Here is a 21,035-nt window from a genome sequence, read left to right on the forward strand (position 1 = left end):
GGTCTGTGGATTGAAATATTCGAGCGGCATGAAATGGCTGTTCTTATTCTTGTTCCTTGTCAGAAGTTTCAGTGCTGCCCTCTTCATACTTTTTTTCTCCATTTTCATCCTCATGTACAATAAGCGAATGCGGTGCGGCAGATGATGGATTGCTTCCGGTCCCCGAGATCTCGGGTATGGTTAGTACGTCGTTGTTGTTGTCTGCTGAGGGTTGAATTGCTTCGCTGTTCCCCAATGCGGCCTGGGCAAGTTGTTCCTGGTTAGTAAGGCCTTCTTCCTGCTCCTCTTTTTTGTTTGTGTTGTTTTCCATAATTTCTTTATTATAGGTTAACATTTAAAACAGTTCGATAGTTTGCTTATTGCGAAAATGTAAGTTGGCCGATTTTGGCAAGGGAAAAATTCAGAACTATAAAAGCCTGTGCTATTGCTGCCTGAGTTTAGGCTACTCAGGAATTTGCTTCTCTCCAAATTGTCGCCTGCGGAACTTCTTACCGTTTACTTCAGGATTAAACCCGGAAAAAGCGTTTGCCTTTAGCCCCTTTTCCGCTCAGGCTGATGTTTTTATAAAGCAAAGATTAATGTCGCTCAGGTCAATTTCTTAGTTGTTATTTCCATAACACTTCTCAATAGCCTATATTTGTTGTTAGATTTTTATATCCTTGCGAAACATCACATCTCTTTTCAACCGTTACTATCGTACTGCATTTGGTATTATCTGCCTGATGCTGGTTTTTGTTTACAGTAAGCGGTATGGTTACATGCTTTTCCATACTTTGGTTGAACTCTTTTCCATCGTAATCGCTTTCGCGGTGTTTATTGTGGCCTGGAATTCCAGAAAAATGCAGGATAACAAATACCTGCATGTTGTGGGAATATCCTATCTGTTTATTGGCGCTCTGGATTTGTTACATACTTTGAGCTATAAGGGAATGAATATCATTCCGTTACCTGGATACCCTGCCAACCAGTTCTGGGTGGCAACACGTGGCATGGAGGCAATGATTTTTCTAGGCGGTTTTTTAATGATTGGACGCAAACGAAAAATTAATACCGAACTGCTTTTTCTCCTATATTTTGTGGTGGCTTCACTCATTGCTGCAAGTATTTTGGTATGGAAAGTATTTCCCGTTTGTTTTGTGCCGGGAGCTGGTCAAACCCTTTTCAAGGTGGTATGTGAGTACATTATCATCTTATTTTTATTTGCAAGCTTATTCTTGCTTTACCGGAGAAGGGCTAATTTTGACCGGAAAACTTACCATCTTCTATCAGGGTCTATTATAGTTGCCATTCTAAGTGAATGTTGCTTTGCCACTTATACATCAAACTACGGACAGTTAAATGAGTGGGGACATTATGGGAAACTGATTTCTTTCTTTCTTATTTACAAAGCCAATGTACAAATGGCTTTTGATAAGCCCATGGCAAGTATTTTTCGTGAGCTTAAGGCCAGCGAGACGGAGTATAAGACTTTGGCTGAAAATCTTCCGGATCTGATCATGCGTTTTGATGAAAAACTGGATTGTATCTATATCAATCAGGAAATCAGTAAGCTTCCACCGTTTGCTGATTCAGATGTTCAATCGTTGAGTAAAAGAATCTGGAATGAATTGAAACAGGCACTCGTTACCAGAAAAAATATTGCCGGAGAATTGGAGGCAGGCATGCAGGAAAGCCGCTATTATTTTTCATTTCATATCATTCCGGAAATCTTAGATGACGCTTCTGAGGTTAGACTTTTGGTTATTTTCAGGGATATTACTATTGTAAGGAAGGAGAAACTTCATCTATCGAAACTTCTTGATACCCTACCACAACAAGTATGGACGGCCAGGGCTGATGGTACAATTGATTATATTAACGGCGTGATCATCCGTGATTTTGCACTCGATCCTGAATCCCCTTTTGGTATCGGCTGGCAACACTACGTTCATCCTGATGATTTGCAGGAATGTATAAGGGTGTGGATGCTTTCACTTGGTAATGGTACCGAATATCAAGTCCAGTTTAGGTTGAAAATGGCAGATGGTCAATATCTATGGCATTTGGGGCGGGCCGTGCCTATTTTTGAAAATGGTGAGGTTATATTATGGATTGGTTCGAATACCAATATAGACCTGCAAAAGAAAGGAGAGGAGCAGCGGGATGAATTTATTTCCATTGCTTCGCACGAGTTGAAAACACCATTAACCAGTATTAAAGCATTTAATCAACTGCTCGCCAGAACCAATGATCTTGATCGGGCAAAATCTTACTTACAAAAAGTAGATCTTGCTACGACTAAACTGGAGAGCCTGATTAACGATTTGCTGGACGTAAGCAAGATCAATGCAGGTAAGCTCCAGTTCAATAAATCGATTTTCAATCTTAACCAGCTGATTCAGGAATGCTGCGAAAACCTTCAGCTAAGCGTTAATACCCATCGGATCATCTTTACAGCGAACGAACAGATTAATATATATGCCGATCGTTTCAGGATTGAACAGGTAATCGATAATTTACTCAGCAATGCCGTTAAATATTCTCCCGGTGCAGATGTGGTAAATGTTACGTTCAGGGTTGAACAGGAATCGATTATTATCGCAGTCGAAGATCATGGTATAGGTATAGATAGTGAGGAGCTTGAAAAACTTTTCGACCGTTATTACCGATCAGATAATGCTGCGGGGCGCTTTGGCGGACTGGGTTTAGGTCTTTTTATTTCCTCCGAAATTATTAAAGCTCATCAGGGTACATTCTGGATCGAAAGTGAACTCGGGATAGGAACTACAGTTTACATACGCGTTCCAATGAGTGAAACTGGGATTACAAAAGGTTCGGTTGCAAAAGGACCTAACTATAGCGATGAATACCTGACCATCAGTTACAATGATCAGCAAGACTGGATGGAAGCAAACTGGACCGGGCATCAGAATTTTAAAAGTGTGCAAAATGGGGGGCTTCAGATGATAGAGATGCTTAGGTCATCGGGACTTAAAAAAGTGCTTAATGATAATAGAGAAGTGCTTGGAAATTGGTCGGAGGCATCAGATTGGGTAGGAAAGGTTTGGTTTCCGATGATGATCGAAGCTGGCCTGCAGGATTTTGCCTGGATTTTTTCTCGAAGTATCTTTGCGCAACTTGCCGCTCAAAAAAGTTTCGATGTATCGGACGGTAAAGCCAATGTTCGCTTTTTTTACGACATGGAGGAAGCCAAACGCTGGTTGAAGGAAACCAACAAGGTTAAGCCTTTGTGATTTTTAATAAGGTCTGAATTGAAGATAAATCCGGTAGCAGGATTTATCTTCAGTATATAAATTTATTTATGTCCTATCTCTTATTTTATGCTCCCAAAGATAGTCAATTAGCAACTTCGGGTGATCGGTCTGTAATCCCTGAATGCCTGATTTTATTGCTTTCCTCCAATCATCGGGTGTTTCGTTTTCTTTTTGTACGTCCATAAAAATACTGATGCCCATGGTTTTTAAAACTGGAAGTAATGTTTCATTAGGGGCATTGTCAATCGCCTCCAAGGGGGCTTTTGACATTGCCTGCATCAAGGCGTTTTCGGTTGTGATGGTATTATCCAAATGAGACATTAAAGGCATTTCGGGTGCTGTTTTTCGCCACGAAAGGTAGTCGCTATGGCTACTTACATAAACCAATACATTGTACTTCATACCTGCCTTTTTAATGGCCTTATATGCTTTCTCTGCTTCAGCTGCTTTAAAATCCAAATAGATATTTATTTTTCCTTTGCAAGCCGTTAATGCCTCCTCAAAACTGGCAATCCGGTGTATACTCCCGTCTTTTCCTTTAAGGATAAGTTGTCTTGCTGCTTCAAAATCTAGGTCTTTTATTTGTCCTTTTCCATTACTTAAACCTTCTACACGGTCGTTATGCAAAAGTACCAGGTGCCCGTCTTTTGTGGTACGCAGATCAAGTTCCACATAATCTGCACCCAAATCAATAGCCTCCGTAATGGAAGCTATTGTATTTTCAGGTTTGATTAAATGACTACCACGGTGGGCAATCACAATAAAAGCATTTTTTGATTTCGGTAATGGCCTCATCGCCTGTTGCGAGAATGCAGGTGTACAGAGGCTGCTGAATAAGATGCCCAGTAAAACCGGTGTTATATTTAAGCTCATGACTAGGGATTTTGTGTCGGGTTCCTATCTGTGAATGCTGCTGCACTGTTTCTGTCGGTTTTTTTTAAGGAAAAAGCATCGAAAAGCTCGCCAGAGGTTTTATAGGCCTCAAATTTAAGGTTTGGCCCATCAACATGGATAACCTGGAATAGCTGGGTGTTTTCTAAAGATACATCCATCCATTTTGCTCCATCTACTTTGTACATTTTAGGGCCTGCAACCGAAACCAGATAAACCGGCCCGCTCACTTCCCTTCCCGATAGTCCCCTTGGCAGGTTTTGGCCACGGCTGTATGTGTGGTCATGGCCCTGCAGTACAAGATCAATATGGTATTTATCAAATAAGGGTTTAAACCGATCTCTGAATTCCTTGTTATCCCTGCTCTTTGCTGTTGAAAAAATGGGATGGTGAAAGGTAACTACTGTCCATAGCTTGGTATTTTCCTTTAATACTTTTTCGAGCCAATCATATTCAGCTTTGGCCGAAGCTTCGTCCAATATAATCATTTGCGAATCCAGGGAAATGATCCTCATGTCCTGATAATCGACATAATAAACCGATTCTTCGAGACCTTTTGGGCCATTGCCGGCAAAAGTGTACTGTACGCCCCAATGTGGGTCAAGCACCAGTTTTCTTTTGTCATCACGTACATATTCATGGTTTCCGGGGGAGGGGATGCTGGGAATCATACCATTGATGAAACCACCTCCATAATGCCATTCGCCCCATTCCTGGTCGTTATTGGAACGATTGATCAAGTCGCCGGCATGGATGATAAATCTGGCATCAGGCTGGTGGGAAAATGCTTTACGGATTACTCTCGACCATTTTGAACGGATGTCGTTCTGTGCATCGCCAAGGTAAATGAAAGAAAATGGAGTGCTTTTAACTGCTGCAGTGGTAAACTGGAACCACTCGCTCCAATATTCACCAGAGCCAACGCGGTAAGCATAAACCGTTGCCGGTTTAAGGTTGGTAAAGGTAACGTGATGATAGCTTGCAATATCGTAATTATTTCCGCTACCAAGTAAGGTAGAAGTAGCATCGTAATTCATAATCGATTGTTCAAGCGCCGGATTGGAATCTTCAGCTTTGATTTGGGCTTTTGAGGCTTTAATAGTGGTATCGGTACGCCAGTTTACGGTTTGGCTTGTAGCAGGATCTCCGGCCCAGGTTAAAATTACGCGATCGGGAAAATGCCCGGGTTTAAAATCCTGGGCATGTGTTTTAACGCCAATGGCCAAAACAGAGAGTGTAAGTAAAAAAGAAAAAGTGATATATAATTTCATGTTATTTTATTTGGTAATAAAGGAATTAATTTATTTCAGGAACCACATTAGGGTATACTGATTGTCGGCACCGAAAACGGAAACGGCTTTTTGATAGTTAACACGGTTCTTTGCACTTTCCGAATCAGGGTAGGTATAACGTTTTGGAATGCCTCTTCCGGCTGCTAACGGACCGGTAACAAAAGCAGGGTATCCGGTACGGCGCTGATCAAACCATCCTTCAGCACCTTTAAACAGCATAGCGAGCCATTTTTGGGTAATCAATTGTTCAAGTGTGCCATCGTATTTTACCAAAGGTTGATCATAATAGGCCTGTGTTGCACTTACAGCGTAGCTGCTCATCGATTCTTTGATGCCTTTATTGTACAGCGATTCTGCAGTTTCGCCGCTCACGCTTAATTTACCTTTTTGTACGGCCTCAGCCAAAATAAAGCACTGCTCGGTATAAGTGATTAAGCTGGCTTTTAGTAATGCATTTGAACTACCGCCATTTTTCCTGAAAAAAGCAGAAGAGAAAACCGAAACATGATCTTCGCCGCCGTTATAGGCAGAAGGTGCGTCAATGGCATTAGGCACTCCCACATAGCGGTTCAGATCAACAGTTGATCCTGTGGTGCTCTTTACCGGTTCTATCCAGACAGTTAACCTTGGATCATTTCTTTGTATTAATCTGTCCACCAGCTCTTTGCTTACTTTTGTTTTCAGGTAATCAAAATCGATCATCGCCAAAGGTCCACCCGGCCAGCTATAGCCTGCAATATTGCCCAAATAGGCTACTTCCGCATTGTCTGCACTGCTTTCGAAAATCGGATAAGCTATTTTATCGTTCAATATTTCCTGCATTTCGGTAAAGGCTGGCACATAATTTTTTGAGATCCGCAATAACATCCGGAGACGAAGCGAATTGGCAAATTTGCGCCAGGCAATAGCTTTACCTTTAAACATTACATCGCCTTTAGCATTGATTTCCTGAACGTTGCCTTTTAGCATATCGTTGGCTTCCCTTAGCTCCCTTAACAGATCAGGATAAATGACCTGCTGCTGATCGTATTCAGGATAAATAATATTAGCCTCTTTCGATTTTAATGCCTGCGAATAGGGGATATCGCCATATAAATCGGTAAGGTAACCAAAGTTAAAAGCTTTCATAATTTTACCGATGGCCACGTACTGGTTTTCAGAACGTTTTTGTGCAGTCTCCATAAAGGTTTTGTTTACGGCTAAGCGGGCGTAAATATCATCCCAATCAACCGGCCCCCAATCCAACAGGTCATAGCCGGTATTTCGAACCAAGGTAAGGTAGCGCGCTGCGGATGCGGGTCTTCGGTTCACAGCATTCTCCTGGTAGGCATATGCGGTAGAAACCAATACGTCTGACATTAAGAATTCGGTATTGGTGGTTTCAGGAGCATTGGGGTTGGTATTTATCTTTTCAAAATCTTTGGTACAGCTTGTAATCAAAGCCAGTATAGCGAAAAGTAGCGTTGTATATTTGAATTTCATTTCTGTACAGGTTAAAAGTTACAACTAAATTTAAAACCGAATGAGCGTGTTCCCGGAAGTGTCCAATGACCTACGCCCAATTTAAAGCCTTCGGTAACACTCATGGTCGTTTCAGGATCATAACCCAGTCCGTTGGCGGTCCAGGTATATAGGTTCCTCCCGATAAGTGATATTGACAGGTTGCTGATGGGCAGTTTGTGAGTCAGTTTTTTATCGAATACATAGGTTAATGAAGCTTCCCTGATTTTCAGGAAGGAGGCCGAATAGGTTAACCTTTCATAGTATTTGTTGTAGGTATTGTTATAAAAATCAGAAGCGGCGATAATGACCGTGTTTTGGGTCAGGTTTCCGTTCGCATCTGCAATAAAGCCCGGAATAATCATTCCGTCGTTCCGTTTTCTGCCCTGCGAATCTGTCCATGCTAAACCTCCGGTTTCTGCATCTCGGCCCACCAGTGTGTTATCGGTTAAGCCTGCGTTGATGAGTGATTTTACTACGTAAGAGTAAAAATTGCCGCCCTTACGCCAGTCTAAAAGTACGTTTAGGGTAAAGTTTTTGTAACTGAAAGTATTGTTGAAACCCATGGTAAAATCGGGGTTATAGTTTCCGACTTTAAGGTATTCGCTATTGTTACGGATGTAATGCCCGGTTTTGTCTAGTAATGCTGCTCCCGCGTTTGGTCCGCTTGTTACTTTGGTGTAACTCGGGGTGTAGAAGTCGCCGATTTTGGTACCTTCCTTAATCAGGTAACGGATATTGTCCCCGTCGGCACTGCCCATCGAATATTCTTTTAAACCTTCTGATAAAGCTATCACCTTGTTTTCATTTTTGGTAAAGTTTACATTGGTTTCCCATTTGAAGGCACCATCAAATGGAACAGCATTTAATCCAATTTCCCATCCGCTGTTCTGGATATTTCCGGCATTGATCAACCGGTTTGATGAACCTGACGAAATGGTTGTAGGGATGTTGATGATCTGGTTCCTTTTGTTTGTTTTGTACCAGGTAACATCGATACCCACACGGCTTTTGAAAAAGCGGAGGTCACCACCAAACTCATATGATGTGGCGATTTCAGGCTTCAAGAAGTTGTTTTTAAGGTTAAACTCAATGGTGGCTCTTTTCACATCGCCCCAATCCTGATTAAAGGGAATGGTATTATACAATTGGTAAGGATCGGTATCACTGCCCACCTGCGCCCAGTTGGCCCTCAGTTTAAGGAAAGAAAGTGCATCTGATTTGATCTTGAACACATCCGTCACAATCGTGCTTAAAGATGCGGAAGGATAAAAGTACGAATTGTTGCCAGCGGGAAGTGTGCTCGACCAATCGTTTCTGCCCGTTACATCAAGAAAAACCATATCCTTGAACGATACCTGGCCAAGACCATAAATACTATTGATGCGTTTGCGGGAATTATATTGCGAATTTACGATGGTACCTGCCTGCGCATTGGCAATATTGTAAACACCTGGAATACTCAGGCTCTCTGTTTTCTGCGCGGTAAACCGGTTGGTTTGATCCATTTGGTTTCCTCCGGCAGAAAGACTCAAAGACAAATCCTGATTTAACAGTTTTTTATAACTCAGTAAAAAATCTGTGTTCTGTTCCTTAAAAAAAGAATTATCAACCCCATATCCGCCAAATTTAAAACGTTTTGAACTGAAGGGGCGTTTGGTTTCATGTTCTTCATTGTACATGTCCAGCCCGGTACGTGCCATTAAACTTAAGTTTTTGGTAATATCGTAAACCACCTGTATATTCCCGGTTAAGCGGTTCCTGTCGTAGCCATTGGTATGCTCGTAAGCTACGAAATAGGGGTTGTCAGAATCATCTGCTGAAAACTGCTCGATGTTTTCCCTTCCCGGTTTCCAGTAGTTTTTCAGGTCGTTGATGTTCATATTTGGTGGAAGTGAATACAGCATCTGCGTTACACTTTCCCGGTAAGCCGATGGCCGGTTGTCGCTTTTATTGTTTACATAACCAATATTGGTGCTAATTTTTAATTTGGGGTGCAACACATAGGTGGCCGAAAGGTTAAGGGTATTCCTTTTGAGATCGGTATTGGGTACAATCCCCTTATTGCTCAGGTTGGTGTATGATAAACGGTAATTACCATCTGCATTTTTGCCACTAATGGAAATGTTGTTGGTGTAGGTAGAACCGGTTTCATAGAAGTCCTGCGGATTGTTCGGATGCGATACCCAATCGGTAGCAATTGGTTTCCCGCTGGCATCCAGGGGGCTGTTCCATTGCAGGTGTTTGGTACCCACATCAAGCCGCGGCCCCCAGGCAGATGTGGTGGAAGATGCCTGATCGTCGGTATATTCGCCTCCCCCAAAAGTATGCTGAAAATGTGGGAACATCCATGCCTGATCGTACATGGCATTTGAATTAAAATTTATTCCTAAACCCTTTTTGTTTATCAGGCCACTTTTTGTGGTAATCAAAACCACACCACTTCCGGCCCTGCTTCCATACAATGCGGCAGCACTTGCACCCTTTAATATGGTGATACTTTCTACATCATCCGGACTGATATCCGCAATCGGGCTACCATAATCAACCGATGAACGGCCAACCTCTGATGTTGCCCGGAGCGAATGTGCTACCGGAACACCATCTACCACAAATAAAGGCTGGTTGTCGGTTGCGATTGATGATTGCCCCCTGATGGTGATAAATGAACTTGATCCGGGATCAGCACCTGTGCTGACCACATTTACGCCAGCCACCTTTCCGGCCAGTGAGTTGATCACATTTACTTCTTTTACTGTATTAACATCACTTCCTTTTACGGTAGCGATCGAATAACCCAGGGCCTTTTCGGCACGTTTAATGCCTAGTGCGGTAACCACTACATCAGAGAGTGCTGTTTCATCAGGGGAAAGGTTGATGTTAAGTTCCGTTTCGCCCTTTAGTGCAATTTCCCTGCTCTGATAACCGATCATTTTAAAGATCAGCAAGGCCTGACTGTTCAATACGTTCAGGTTAAATTCTCCATTTAAGTTGGTGCTGGTCGCGTTGTTACTTCCTTTTTCAATTACGTTTACTCCCGGCAGTGGCATACCTTTTTCGTCTGTTACCTTACCTTTAATTCGTATTGATTTTTTGATGATGATCTGGTTTTTCTCGATCAGGTAGCTGAGCTGAAAAGGAGGTAATATCCGGTCGAGCAAAGCGCTTACAGCTTCATTTTCTGCCTTAAAACCACTTAGGTTTTGTTTCTCTATGGCATCTTTGTTGGTGTATACAAAATACAGGCCGGTTTTCTTTTCTATGATTTTAAAAAGTTCCGTTAAAGATCCCTTTTTGATATTGATACTTACTTTAACGTCTAATTGTTGTGCATTTACCGGCGACGCCTGCCCTACAAAGAGCATGGTAGAGAGCATGATGTAAATGAGGGTAAAAAAACGCATTGCGCTAAAAATTAATTGACTAGTCACTGCGGACTTTTTCATAACTTTGTTTGTTTTAATCTTGATGGGTTAAAATAAAATTTAAAATTTCTTAGCTGCGGCATGCGCCAACATGCTGCAGCTATCTTTTACTGGTTGTTTAATTACATCTACCTCCTTTTATATAAATAGTCTGTTTGTTTATGGTATACTGAATATCGAATGTAAGCTCTAGTGTGCGCAACACCTCATTTATATTTACATTATCAAATTTTGCCGTTAGTTCACAGTTGTCAAATGATCTGTCTGAAACTACTTTAAGGGCATATTTTCTTGATATGGTCTGGAATACATCTTCCATCGGCGTTTTATTGAAATACATTTTTCCAGTCCGCCACTCAGTTGATGTTTTGGCATCTTCTACATTTTCGCGTACCAGGAGTGCCAATTTCGTATTGTAAGTTACTTTCTGATTTGGAAGAAGGTGAACAGCTGCTGATTGCGTGCCTGCAGAATCTCTCGAAACGGCTACCTTTCCGGTAAGTACAGTTACTTCAGGCCTGTAATTTTTCCATGCCCGGATGTTGAAACTGGTTCCCAGTACCTTGGTTTGGATATTGTTGCTTTTTACTACAAAAGGATGAGCAGGGTCTCGTTTTACTTTAAAAAAAGCCTCTCCATTGAGTTTGACCATTCTGATGCCGGCATGTTTCAGGTTTTGTGGAAAGCTGATGCTACTCCCTGAGTTTAACCAGATCTCGGAACTATCCGGAAGTAGTACATTAATAATTTTACCTGGCGCTGCAGTTTTAGTTGTCCATACAACCTGATTTTGCTTAGAAGTCAATAAATTTTTATCTCCGGCAATAAAAAAGATTAGTGCCCCGATAACTGCAGCGGCAGTTGCCGCTGTCCACCATTTTAATATTTTAAACTTCTTGACCGGAGCCTGATTGATCTGTTCTCTGAGGCCGGCAAAACTTTCCTTCCACAATCCGTCATCCGGTAGTTGAGCCGTGTCCTGCCATAGCAATAATACCGCTTCTAATTGCTCCTCACGATCATCATCTTCATCTACCCAGTTCCTAAGTCTTTTTTCCAACAATGCAATTTCAGCTTTGCTGCTGCTCAAATCTTCCTTTACAGCTAAATATTCGAGTACTAATTTCCACGTTTCCTGATCCATTCACATGCTTTTATGCTTACAAGACAAGGATAGCAGGCGCACTACGGGCCCAAAAAAGTTAACTTTGCGTTAAGAAATTATTAAGTGGTGTTTTTATCTGAATTCTGACTTGTTTTCTAATACTTTTTGCTGAAGAAATTGAAAGCCTTTTACCAGGTGGTCTTCAACCGTACGTACTGATATGTCCAGTAAAACTGCAATTTCCCTGTAACTAAATCCATCAATTCGGTACATGTAAAAAATAAGCCTTCGGCGTTCGGGCATCTGATCAATAAGCGTGTAAAGTACGCGGTTGCGGTCTTTGTTCTGAAAAGCCTGCGACGGGGTTTCTTTCACGTCTATAATTTCAGAAAACTCTTCTTCGCTATCCATGTACCAAAGATTGGCTTTGGCTGCCTTATGGTAATTTGTAGCAGCATTTTTAACGGCCCGGAAGAGATATGCTTTTTCGTTATTGAGGATAGTGCCGTTTTTCCAGATCGATATAAATACATCATTTAAGATGAGTTGAGCATCTTCTACATCTTTAATAAGATAAATGGCGTATTTTTTTAAAGTAGGGTACATGCGGCGATAAAGGTCTTCGAAGGTCTTTTCATCAAACTTCTTGTTATTATCAGCATTAAGTCCGGCAATAGTGTTTTGGGGCATAAATTATGGCCACAAAATTAAAATTCAAAAACGATACACATATTAACAGAATATTAACAATAACCAGATGGTTTTGCGGTTAAAAGTGGCGTGATGATAGTTAGCCTATTTATGCTTTAAATAGTGTGTTGACAAGTCAATTATCAGGTGATCGCGCAAACGAATCTTTGGATGGTACAGATAGCATGCGTTTTGCCATTTTCCCTGTAAAAACGGTAATCCAGTTTCAAAGGCTTAAAATAAACGCTTTGCCGAAAAAAGCCGTGCAAAATCATCAAATGTTTTACGGAAACTTCGACCCACCGGAATGGCTATTTTATCTATCAATACCTCCTGGTTGCTGATGGCAGTTACCTGATGCTGATTGATGATAAAAGACCGGTGAATCCTTAAAAATCCTTTGTGCTGAAGATGTACTGCAAGTTCCGAAACTGACATTTTAGAAACCATGAAAAGTTCGTTCTGAAGCACCGCCTTAATATCGTTTCCGATGCTTTCAAAATAAAGAATATCTTTCAGCAAAAGCTTGCGGCTAAATCCCTCTGACTTTAAAATCAAGAAATCATCTTCGTTTTCCTTTTTTACATTTCTAAGGACCCTGTCTACAGATTTGAAAAAGCGTTCGAAAGTGATGGGTTTCATCAGATAATCTACGGCTTCAAGCTCAAAGCCTTCGATGGCAAATTCCCGATAAGCGGTGGTCAAAATGACAGACGGCTTTTTATTCAGCGACCTCAGAAATTCTATGCCGTTGAGATCGGGCATCTGAATGTCCAGAAAAAGAAGATCCACTTCCTGCGTTTGTAAAATTCTATAAGCCGCGAGTGCATTTGCTGCTGTAGCTACCAGCTTTAGTTCTGCTATCTTTGAAATATGGTTTTCCAAAAGTTTGACGGCCAAAGGCTCATCATCTATCAGAATACATTTAATCATGTTGTTGGAGTCATTAAATTTACCTTAAACCAATTATCTGCCTGCGCTATTGCTAATGTATATTGATTCGGATAATAAAGATCGAGTTGTCTTCTGATATTTTCCAATCCTATTCCGGTTCCTGATTTTTTATGTTTCCCAAAGAACTGATTTTCTATCCTGAAAAGCGAAGCGTTTGCATGGGTTTCAATCGAAATTCTGATGGTTACGTTTCCACTTGTTTTTTCGGCACCATGTTTAAAGGCATTTTCTACAAAAGACAGATACAGCAAAGGTGGGATGAGGCCGGGAAATGCTACTTTTTCTTCTATCTCAAGTTTCAGGCGTTCATCATAGCGCAGCATTTCAAGTGCAATATAATCTTTAACGATTTTCATTTCTGCAGTAATTGGTACCATTTCTTTTTGTCCGTGATAAAGAATATAATCCAGGATGTCTGAAAGCCGGCTGATGGATTTGGATACGGCATCCGAACCGGTGATGGATAATGAATAAATATTATTCAGGGTGTTAAACAGGAAATGAGGATTCAGCTGTGCCTTCAGTGCTTTTAATTCAAGCTCCGATTTCTCTTTCTGAAGCTGCAGGGCATTTTGCTTTTCATCCCTGTACCGAAGCATAAACATCATCGAAACAAAAATGAAAGATCCGGAAATAATGGGCAGGATGTAATGAAACAGCAGATATTTAACATCCGTTAGAATATCGAAAATACTGTTTTGAGGATAATTTGAAAATAAAGGTTCTGCAGCATATACAATAAAAAGCCGATTTAACACACCTAAAATGTACATCCCGGCAATAAGGTAGAGCATAAAATGAAAATACTTTTTAACCTCGAAAAATCTGTGGATCAGAACGAAGTAAATCCAGTTGGCGCCGATGATCTGAAAGATCCAATGACATACGTCATAGTAAAATACTTCCCGGAAATCAGGCTGCTCAGGCTCACCGTAATTACGGAATATCCCAAAAATAAATAAAGCAATCCAGAGTCCGGTTTGATAGTTGATTTCCTTTCTTAACTTGCCGTTTGATATTTTGCTCACAGAACGTAAAGGTATTACTAAAAAGCTTTGTATGTGCTGATAGGATTCAGAAGTATCCATTTTGGTGATGAATTGCAGGAGCAGGCATTCGAACAACAAATAATGTTGTATGCAGGCAGAAGCGGTCTTTCTGCATTCGTCGTTTGATACCCATGGTAAATAGTAAGATTATTGCAGAAAAAAATGATGGAAAAAGAAAAATTCGTTGGGTTAGATCATTTACGGGCGGTTGCGATCCTGCTGGTATTCCTGTATCATTATGGAATGTTTAAGCATCCCGCCTGGGTAGATACTATCGGTTGGATCGGATGGACAGGAGTTGATTTGTTTTTTGTATTAAGTGGTTTTTTAATTTCCAATCAGCTCTTCCGGGAAATTAGCGAACACCAGACCATTCGGCTAAAAACCTTCTTTACCAAACGGTTTTTCAGGATCATTCCACCATATTTGTTCACACTGTTACTGTATTTTTGTTTTCCGGTATTTAGGGAAAGGGAAGCTTTGCCACCCCTGTGGAAATTTCTTTCTTTTACTCAGAATTTCGGTTTGGATGTGATTAACCAGGGAACCTTTTCTCACGCCTGGTCATTGTGCATTGAAGAACAATTTTACCTGGCGCTACCGGTTTTGCTGCTGTTTTTGATCAGATTGAAGCAAATGAAATATCTGAAAATCATAATTGTTTTGCTGCTGATCTCTACTTTTTTTCTGCGCGTTTTTTCATGGAATGAATATGTTCTCCCGAAACTGGAAACGCCCGGTTTCTGGAAAGACTGGTATATGCATATCTATTACCCTACACATACCAGGTTGGACGGGCTGGTAATTGGCGTGCTGATTGGGGTGCTGTTTCAGTCGTCAACATTCAAAGCGATGATTAATCGAAATGGGAATCTACTGGTCTTTACCGGCATAACAGCCGTTACATTTTCGCTGTGGTTCTGCAGAGACGCCTATTCGCAGCAGGCCTCTCTCTTCGGATTTACACTGGTAGCTTTAAGTTACGGAATACTGGTAACAGGAGCTATTTCGGACACTTCTTTCCTAAGTAAGAAATCCAACATGATTACTACGCAATTGGCAGCCTTGTCTTACGCAATTTATTTGTCGCATAAAATTGTTATCCATCTTGTACAATTGTTTCTTGAAAGAATTAAAATTCCGGCATCCTATTCAACTGGATTGCTGATCTGTTTTGCCTGCTGTATTCTTGCCGGCCTAGTTTATCGCCACTGTATAGAAAAACCATCTGCAAACATCAAAAATAAAGTCCTTAATATGTTTAATCGCGACTACTAAACAATTAATTTATGAAAACAATTAGTTTAAGCATCTTCATCCTGATGTCTCATTTGGCTGTAGCTCAGCACTTCACTAAGGAGAAAAAAGAAATCCAGCATGTGGTCTGGCAATTCAAAGAAAGCATCATTAAAAAAGATTCAGCTACTTTTAACAGTCTGTTCCATGAAAACCCGGTAGTCTGGATTGGTGTTGTGAAAAACAGATCTCAGCAAAAACGTCTGGAGATTAATCCTTCGAACCGCAAAAATTACTTCAAAGACACATATCAAAATTTTTTCCACTACATCATGGAAAAAGGCCGCAAGGAAGAAAAATTTGATAAGATCAGGATCGTTAATGATGATGTGATTGCCAGTGTGAGTTTCGATTACTCATTCCGGGAAGAAAATATTATCACCAATTGGGGAAGCGAATACTGGCACCTTATCAAAGCAGACGGAAAATGGAAAATTGTAAGCATTATTTATTCTTACGAAAACGCAAAATTTTTCCCCATAAATTCGCGTTAGCAAATAATAATGATTAATAAGATACAAAAATGAAGAATTCCTTCAAACTTAGCCTTTTTTTGCTGTTTACCACCTGCTATCAGGTTTTTGCGCAAAGCCATGTCCTTAATGCTAAGATACAACAGATTATCGCTTCAAAGCATGCCAAAGTAGGAATTGCCATTAAAGGGCCAAATGAAAGGGATACCCTATCCATTAATGGAAATGAACATTTCCCCTTACAAAGTGTATTCAAATTCCATATTGCTCTGGCGGTACTATCTCAGGTAGATAAAGGAAAGTTCAGTTTGAATCAAAAAATAAAAATCAGTAAGAAAGACCTTTTACCGGATTTATATAGTCCTATTCGTGATCGATATCCAAATGGTGTAATATTACCATTATCAGAAATTTTAGCATACACCGTTTCACAAAGTGATAATGTAGGTTGTGATATTTTACTGAGGATGATTGGAGGTCCGGAATTTGTTGAAAAGTACTGTGACAGCATCGGCATCCATGATGCATCCATAAAAATAAATGAAGAGGAGCAACAGGGCAACTGGAATTCGCAATTTAAAAACTGGACCACGCCCAAAGCAGCTAATGACATCCTGGAACTTTTTTACATGAATAAAAACAATCTCCTTTCAAAGAAAAGCCATCACTTCATTTGGAAAGTGATGCGCGAAACCAAAACAGGAGCGCATCGATTGAGCGGATTGCTCCCTAAGAATACCCTTATAGCCCATAAAACAGGTTCGTCGGGCACAAATAAGCAAGGTATAACTGCAGCAGTAAATGATATCGGGATCGTATTTTTGCCAAATGGATCATACTATTTCATAAGTGTCTTCGTAACAGAATCGACAGAAAATGAAGCAACAAATGAGAAAATAATTGCTGATATTAACAAAGAAGCCTGGGAATATTTTAATGGTAATAGATCGTTATAAGGTCAGACCTAATTTAATATTTCTGCTTAATTAAGATACATTGAGGTAATTGTAACCTAAATGGAACTTTCTTCTACAACAACATCATCATAAAGACAGATATCATTAAAGCTAAAAATTAAACTCTACCAACTGTCGGGATTGAAAACCATGCGCAAGGGGACATAGCAGAATCTAAGAAAATAAAATCGGTATTTTTTATAAATTCATCTTCGGTTGACCGCTTTTTATTTTGGAAGTTCATGCTTAGTAAGTCTTCATTGATTTTTATCTTTTAAATAAACCATCCCTAAGTTGGTAAGCGGGCTTTACGCTTCAATCGTTACTGTCACGAACAAAAGTTACTTTAAATACATTTTTTTTAGCTCAGGAAGTTCTTTTTTATATTGATTTATGTCGAAATCTATATTGAAAGATGATTTCATGTAAGACTTTAAAGATTCCAATCCCACCTTAGCCCTTCTTTCGTCCACATTATCGATATCAGCTATAGGATAGAGGATATATTTTTTGCTTACTTTATCTATTAATGTCTGTGATCCATATTGTTGCATTTTTCCTACTCTCATATTTATCCTGTCTTCTAAATAAGCAAAATCTTTTGGCAATACCTTTCCATCCTTAAGGCCTTTTTTGAACAGTGGTAGATATTTTTTCTGAGCATCAAGGTCAGCATGTTGCAAAATAAGAAATAGATACTGATTGTTTTTATACCCTACCTCAGTGGGCCCGAGCCATCCATATTGTTTAATAATCGTTTCAAATGCGCGAAAATTAGTTGAATCCTGTTTTTTCATTACCAAAATAAGTTTTTTCTCGGCTGTAGCGTTCAATCCGTCAACCTTTCTAACCGAATCCAGTTTAAATCTAATTGACTGGTCTGCAGCTCCAATTTTCCTTATCCTGTCGGCAATATCCCGCTTAATGCCATTTAAAAAAGTATTTTTTTTATTCTTTGCCTCATTTAATGAACTTGTCCACCTAGGGTCGACTTTAATTGGCTCAAAATCGGTGTCCTTAATTAACATATTATAAAAGTCAACGGGATCATCCCAGCTTTTGATCATTTTATTGTTAAGAATATTTTGCAGATAAAGAAAAGCCTTATCGTTATTTCCTGCCAAGCTCCATGCGCATGCCGCATTGTATAAATTTGTCTGTGTGGTATTTCCATTAAATTCTTTTAATGCCTGGTCAAAAGCTTGCCCGGCCTCATGGTATCTTTTATCGTGGTAAAACTTCATCGCGGAATCAATATTTGCAAAATATTTTAATTCCTGTGCGTTGCTGCTTGTGCTGAATGTTAACAGAAGTATTAAAACGGAAATTATTTTTTTTATCATGTTTGTCTTTAAATTTAAAATTGAAGCTGAACCTTGATAAGTTTAGTAGTGCATTTAAGATTGCCATCCTGCGCATAATAAAACAAAATGATCAGAAAAAGGTAATCTTTTAGACCTAGTTTAGGTTATAAGACACAAAAAAGAATAGTTCGTTGCATTGAGTAAATCGATCAGGGTAATTTTAATTATTGGCTTAAGTCATCATTTAAATACTCAACCAGGTGTCTGGCTAATTCTTCTGTCCTTGTAAACTGTCTTTCCAGGCTAATATCCGATATCATATTATTTTTATACTTTTATTTCCAGGGCGCAGGAGATACAGCGCTATAAAATAATTTAAATTTTCATCTTACCTCTTGTTGCCGTAGCAATCATCTGGCAGAGCAGGCGACCAGGAAAAAATAATAAAGACTATAAATAGTATGACGAAAACAATACTTATAGTGATACTGGCAATGATTTTTGGTCAGGCCAATGCACAAAAAGCAAAGTTAACTGCTAATCTAAATTTTACAGGTAATATTGGCAAATACCCAATAGAAATGAAACTGAGTTTAAACAACTATAATGACAGCATTTTTGGTGAATACTACTATATCAAAAATGGCTACGGTAGCAAGCTCTATCTGGAGGGCACTTTAAAAGATGACAAAATGTTCCTCAAAGAAAGTGCATATAACGCTAAATCAAAAAAAAATGAAACTACAGGTTATTTCAAAATGGCTTATATCTTGCAAAAAGCCTTAGCGGGTAGCTGGGGCGAAAAACCGAATAGAGAAAAAACGCTGGACATCAAGTTTCAGTGTCGCGAAAATTTGCAGGCTTTTAATCCACTTAGCTTCGATTTTATCATGTTGAAGACGAAGCCTGACGAGGATTCGATGACTGAAAATTCGGTGGGCTATTCCACCTTGCTCTCCCTAAAAATTAATGCCAATAAAAATTCCGGATGGATACTTCATGATTTTGATAAATATGATTTAGTTAAAGATAAGGTGGAACTGGAAGATGTAAATTTCGATGGTTATCTGGATATAAAATTGCCTGTTTTTTATCCGGATAGAATAAAAGGAGATTATGGCTATGTATATTTCGTATATGATGTAACACGTAAAAGCTTTATTAAAAACAAAACTTTAGATGATTTGGGTGTCGTATTTTTTGATTCATTTAAAAAACAAATTTATAAATATGATGCAGACGGTAACGGGAATGAAGGAAAGATGTATTATCGCTGGCAAAACGGAAAACTCTTATTACAGAAAGCAGAACGTGTTTATGAAAACGATATTTATACGCACTACGAGGAATACAAAATCGAAAATGGCAGGTCGGTGAAAGTGAGGGATTATAAAAAAAGAGGATAAATACGGAGCATTGTCAATCTATACAGCCTGATGGATAAAGCATAAAAAATAGCTTAAACAGAATGAAAGGTATCATAACCGCATTAATAATAGTTACATTTCTGGGTTGCCGAAATAGGCCAACTACGGAGATCGTAAATACAACAACAGATACTTTAAAAACTAAAAAGGATGGCATAGCTGTGGTTAAACAAGATCGCATCCCCGCTAAAAAAACAGAAAAAAAAGATACCATTAGAAATTACAAAGACACCCAAATGAATGAGGCGTTTTTTCAAAAGGCAATGATCAACCTCAGCGACAGCTCGCTCAATGTTTATGAAAATATTAGGGCAGATTATCGAATTTTTGGTTACGAAAAACCAGATACCAACTCCAGAAAGATGATCTTATTCTCTGTTTTTACTTCTGACGTAAAAAATAATCCTTACAGATGTAAGTTTGGTGCTTACTATTCGTCTGGAGCCATGCATAACACCAAAATTAAATATATTAATAAAACCGGCGCTTTTGTAGAAGTACATTTGATTAAGGAGTCTGATATTAAACCTGCATCTGTCTACATGCTTAAAGATTGGGTGGAATTTGAAAAAAGGAATTAAACATGAAAAATCATTTTTCCTGCCTGTTGTTTCTAGGTTTTATTGTTTTTGCAGATATTGTATCCGCAACTAATTTACAAAGCTTTAACGGGAACTTCACTGGTAAATTCGGGCGTAAAATTGGTGTCGTTTTCAGCTTAAAAAATACCAAAGGAAAGCTGAGCGGTTTTTACTATTACGAGAACATCGGCGCAGAAATCAGGCTTGCAGGGGAAGTGAGTAATGGTATTGCTGCTATTTACGAGCTTGATTACCTAAACGTAAAAAGAGCAAAAATTACCGGCAAGTTCACAAAGGATGGTTTTAATGGCAAATGGGAAAGTTTATCTTCGAAAAAAGCATATCCCATACGGTTAACCCCAACCAATAAAACTATCCCGTCGTTGCCCCACAATCTTATTGGCAATTACCAGGTAGATGAACAAGATCAATGTGCTTTGAGTGTGACCATCTCCAAAAGTAAGGGGCAATATCGCTACCATTTTTATAGTTCTACAAGAAATTTAAATGGCAAAATTACCTTCAGTAGAAGCCTGGATGAAAAGTTAGTTTATATCGATTTTCACGGTATTGAATGGGATGAAGACAGTGGCGATGTGACCAAAAATAACAATGAAGAAACTTTTTCTGGAGATGAACAACTACCGACCGTTGTTCAGGGTTTGTTAAGTGATGGTGAAATTGTTATTCAAAACACTGGCAATGCGATGAACAGGTATGTGAAAATTGGTGAATGCGATTTGAAGTATATTCATTTGAAGAGGGTAAAATAGACTCAGCTGATTCGCGCTAAAACTTTTTTTACGCAAAAAAAGCTGAACGCTTATATGAAGAAAAA

17 protein-coding genes are annotated in these 21,035 nt (G+C 39.5%); 7 read left to right on the forward strand and 10 right to left on the reverse strand.

The window, feature by feature from the left end; translation table 11 throughout:
- Positions 1-43: 43 nt before the first annotated feature.
- Positions 44-310 carry a hypothetical protein gene (locus tag ACFE6N_RS04950; RefSeq protein WP_378934382.1) on the reverse strand — a complete coding sequence of 89 codons (267 nt, stop codon included), beginning with the start codon at positions 308-310 and terminating at the stop codon, positions 44-46.
- Positions 311-659: 349 nt separating this feature from the next.
- On the opposite strand from ACFE6N_RS04950, the gene ACFE6N_RS04955 reads away from it, so the two are divergent.
- Entirely contained in the window at positions 660-3,233 is a 2,574-nt protein-coding gene (locus ACFE6N_RS04955) for an MASE3 domain-containing protein (protein WP_378934383.1), read from the forward strand.
- A 66-nt stretch (positions 3,234-3,299) separates the two neighbouring features.
- Here ACFE6N_RS04955 and ACFE6N_RS04960 read toward each other — a convergent pair whose 3' ends face one another.
- The 8 genes from ACFE6N_RS04960 to ACFE6N_RS04995 form a co-directional block, all read right to left on the reverse strand.
- Entirely contained in the window at positions 3,300-4,127 is an 828-nt protein-coding gene (locus tag ACFE6N_RS04960) for a glycerophosphodiester phosphodiesterase family protein (protein ID WP_378934385.1), read from the reverse strand.
- Between the two features lie 2 nt (positions 4,128-4,129).
- Positions 4,130-5,416 carry a fibronectin type III domain-containing protein gene (locus ACFE6N_RS04965; RefSeq protein WP_378934387.1) on the reverse strand — a complete coding sequence of 429 codons (1,287 nt, stop codon included), beginning with the start codon at positions 5,414-5,416 and terminating at the stop codon, positions 4,130-4,132.
- 30 nt (positions 5,417-5,446) lie between these two features.
- A complete protein-coding gene (locus ACFE6N_RS04970) occupies positions 5,447-6,919 on the reverse strand; it encodes a SusD/RagB family nutrient-binding outer membrane lipoprotein (protein ID WP_378934389.1) in 1,473 nt (490 codons plus the stop codon).
- Between the two features lie 11 nt (positions 6,920-6,930).
- Positions 6,931-10,383, reverse strand: a complete 3,453-nt coding sequence (locus ACFE6N_RS04975) for a SusC/RagA family TonB-linked outer membrane protein (RefSeq protein WP_378934391.1) — start codon at positions 10,381-10,383, stop codon at positions 6,931-6,933.
- Positions 10,384-10,480: 97 nt separating this feature from the next.
- Entirely contained in the window at positions 10,481-11,506 is a 1,026-nt protein-coding gene (locus ACFE6N_RS04980; protein ID WP_378934393.1) for a FecR family protein, read from the reverse strand.
- Positions 11,507-11,599: 93 nt separating this feature from the next.
- Positions 11,600-12,157, reverse strand: coding sequence for an RNA polymerase sigma-70 factor (locus ACFE6N_RS04985; protein ID WP_378934395.1), 558 nt, complete (start codon positions 12,155-12,157; stop codon positions 11,600-11,602).
- A gap of 234 nt (positions 12,158-12,391) precedes the next feature.
- On the reverse strand, positions 12,392-13,090 hold the full coding sequence (locus ACFE6N_RS04990; protein WP_378934397.1) for a LytR/AlgR family response regulator transcription factor: 699 nt from the start codon (positions 13,088-13,090) through the stop codon (positions 12,392-12,394).
- Complete coding sequence (locus ACFE6N_RS04995; RefSeq protein WP_378934399.1) at positions 13,087-14,139, reverse strand: sensor histidine kinase; 1,053 nt, start codon at positions 14,137-14,139, stop codon at positions 13,087-13,089. Before ACFE6N_RS04995 ends, ACFE6N_RS04990 begins: the two co-directional genes overlap by 4 nt.
- 183 nt (positions 14,140-14,322) lie before the next feature.
- On the opposite strand from ACFE6N_RS04995, the gene ACFE6N_RS05000 reads away from it, so the two are divergent.
- The 3 genes from ACFE6N_RS05000 to bla are packed head-to-tail and all read left to right on the forward strand — an operon-like array spanning position 14,323 to position 16,885.
- Positions 14,323-15,438 carry an acyltransferase family protein gene (locus tag ACFE6N_RS05000; RefSeq protein ID WP_378934401.1) on the forward strand — a complete coding sequence of 372 codons (1,116 nt, stop codon included), beginning with the start codon at positions 14,323-14,325 and terminating at the stop codon, positions 15,436-15,438.
- A gap of 11 nt (positions 15,439-15,449) precedes the next feature.
- Positions 15,450-15,950 carry a hypothetical protein gene (locus ACFE6N_RS05005; protein ID WP_378934403.1) on the forward strand — a complete coding sequence of 167 codons (501 nt, stop codon included), beginning with the start codon at positions 15,450-15,452 and terminating at the stop codon, positions 15,948-15,950.
- Positions 15,951-15,979: 29 nt separating this feature from the next.
- Positions 15,980-16,885 carry a class A beta-lactamase, subclass A2 gene (bla, locus tag ACFE6N_RS05010; RefSeq protein WP_378934405.1) on the forward strand — a complete coding sequence of 302 codons (906 nt, stop codon included), beginning with the start codon at positions 15,980-15,982 and terminating at the stop codon, positions 16,883-16,885.
- 341 nt (positions 16,886-17,226) lie between these two features.
- Here the strand turns inward: bla and ACFE6N_RS05015 are convergent, their stop codons facing one another.
- The gene (locus ACFE6N_RS05015; protein ID WP_378934407.1) at positions 17,227-17,952 is read right to left on the reverse strand and encodes a DUF6624 domain-containing protein; all 726 of its coding nucleotides are present in this window, start codon (positions 17,950-17,952) and stop codon (positions 17,227-17,229) included.
- Between the two features lie 698 nt (positions 17,953-18,650).
- On the opposite strand from ACFE6N_RS05015, the gene ACFE6N_RS05020 reads away from it, so the two are divergent.
- The 3 genes from ACFE6N_RS05020 (at position 18,651) to ACFE6N_RS05030 (ending at position 20,970) form a co-directional block, all read left to right on the forward strand.
- Complete coding sequence (locus ACFE6N_RS05020) at positions 18,651-19,595, forward strand: XAC2610-related protein (protein WP_378934409.1); 945 nt, start codon at positions 18,651-18,653, stop codon at positions 19,593-19,595.
- A 62-nt stretch (positions 19,596-19,657) separates the two neighbouring features.
- On the forward strand, positions 19,658-20,197 hold the full coding sequence (locus ACFE6N_RS05025; RefSeq protein ID WP_378934411.1) for a hypothetical protein: 540 nt from the start codon (positions 19,658-19,660) through the stop codon (positions 20,195-20,197).
- A 2-nt stretch (positions 20,198-20,199) separates the two neighbouring features.
- Complete coding sequence (locus ACFE6N_RS05030; RefSeq protein WP_378934413.1) at positions 20,200-20,970, forward strand: hypothetical protein; 771 nt, start codon at positions 20,200-20,202, stop codon at positions 20,968-20,970.
- Positions 20,971-21,035 lie beyond the last annotated feature (65 nt).

It is taken from the genome of Pedobacter sp. BG31 (assembly GCF_042464845.1).
Taxonomy (GTDB): Bacteria; Bacteroidota; Bacteroidia; order Sphingobacteriales; family Sphingobacteriaceae; genus Pedobacter; species Pedobacter suwonensis.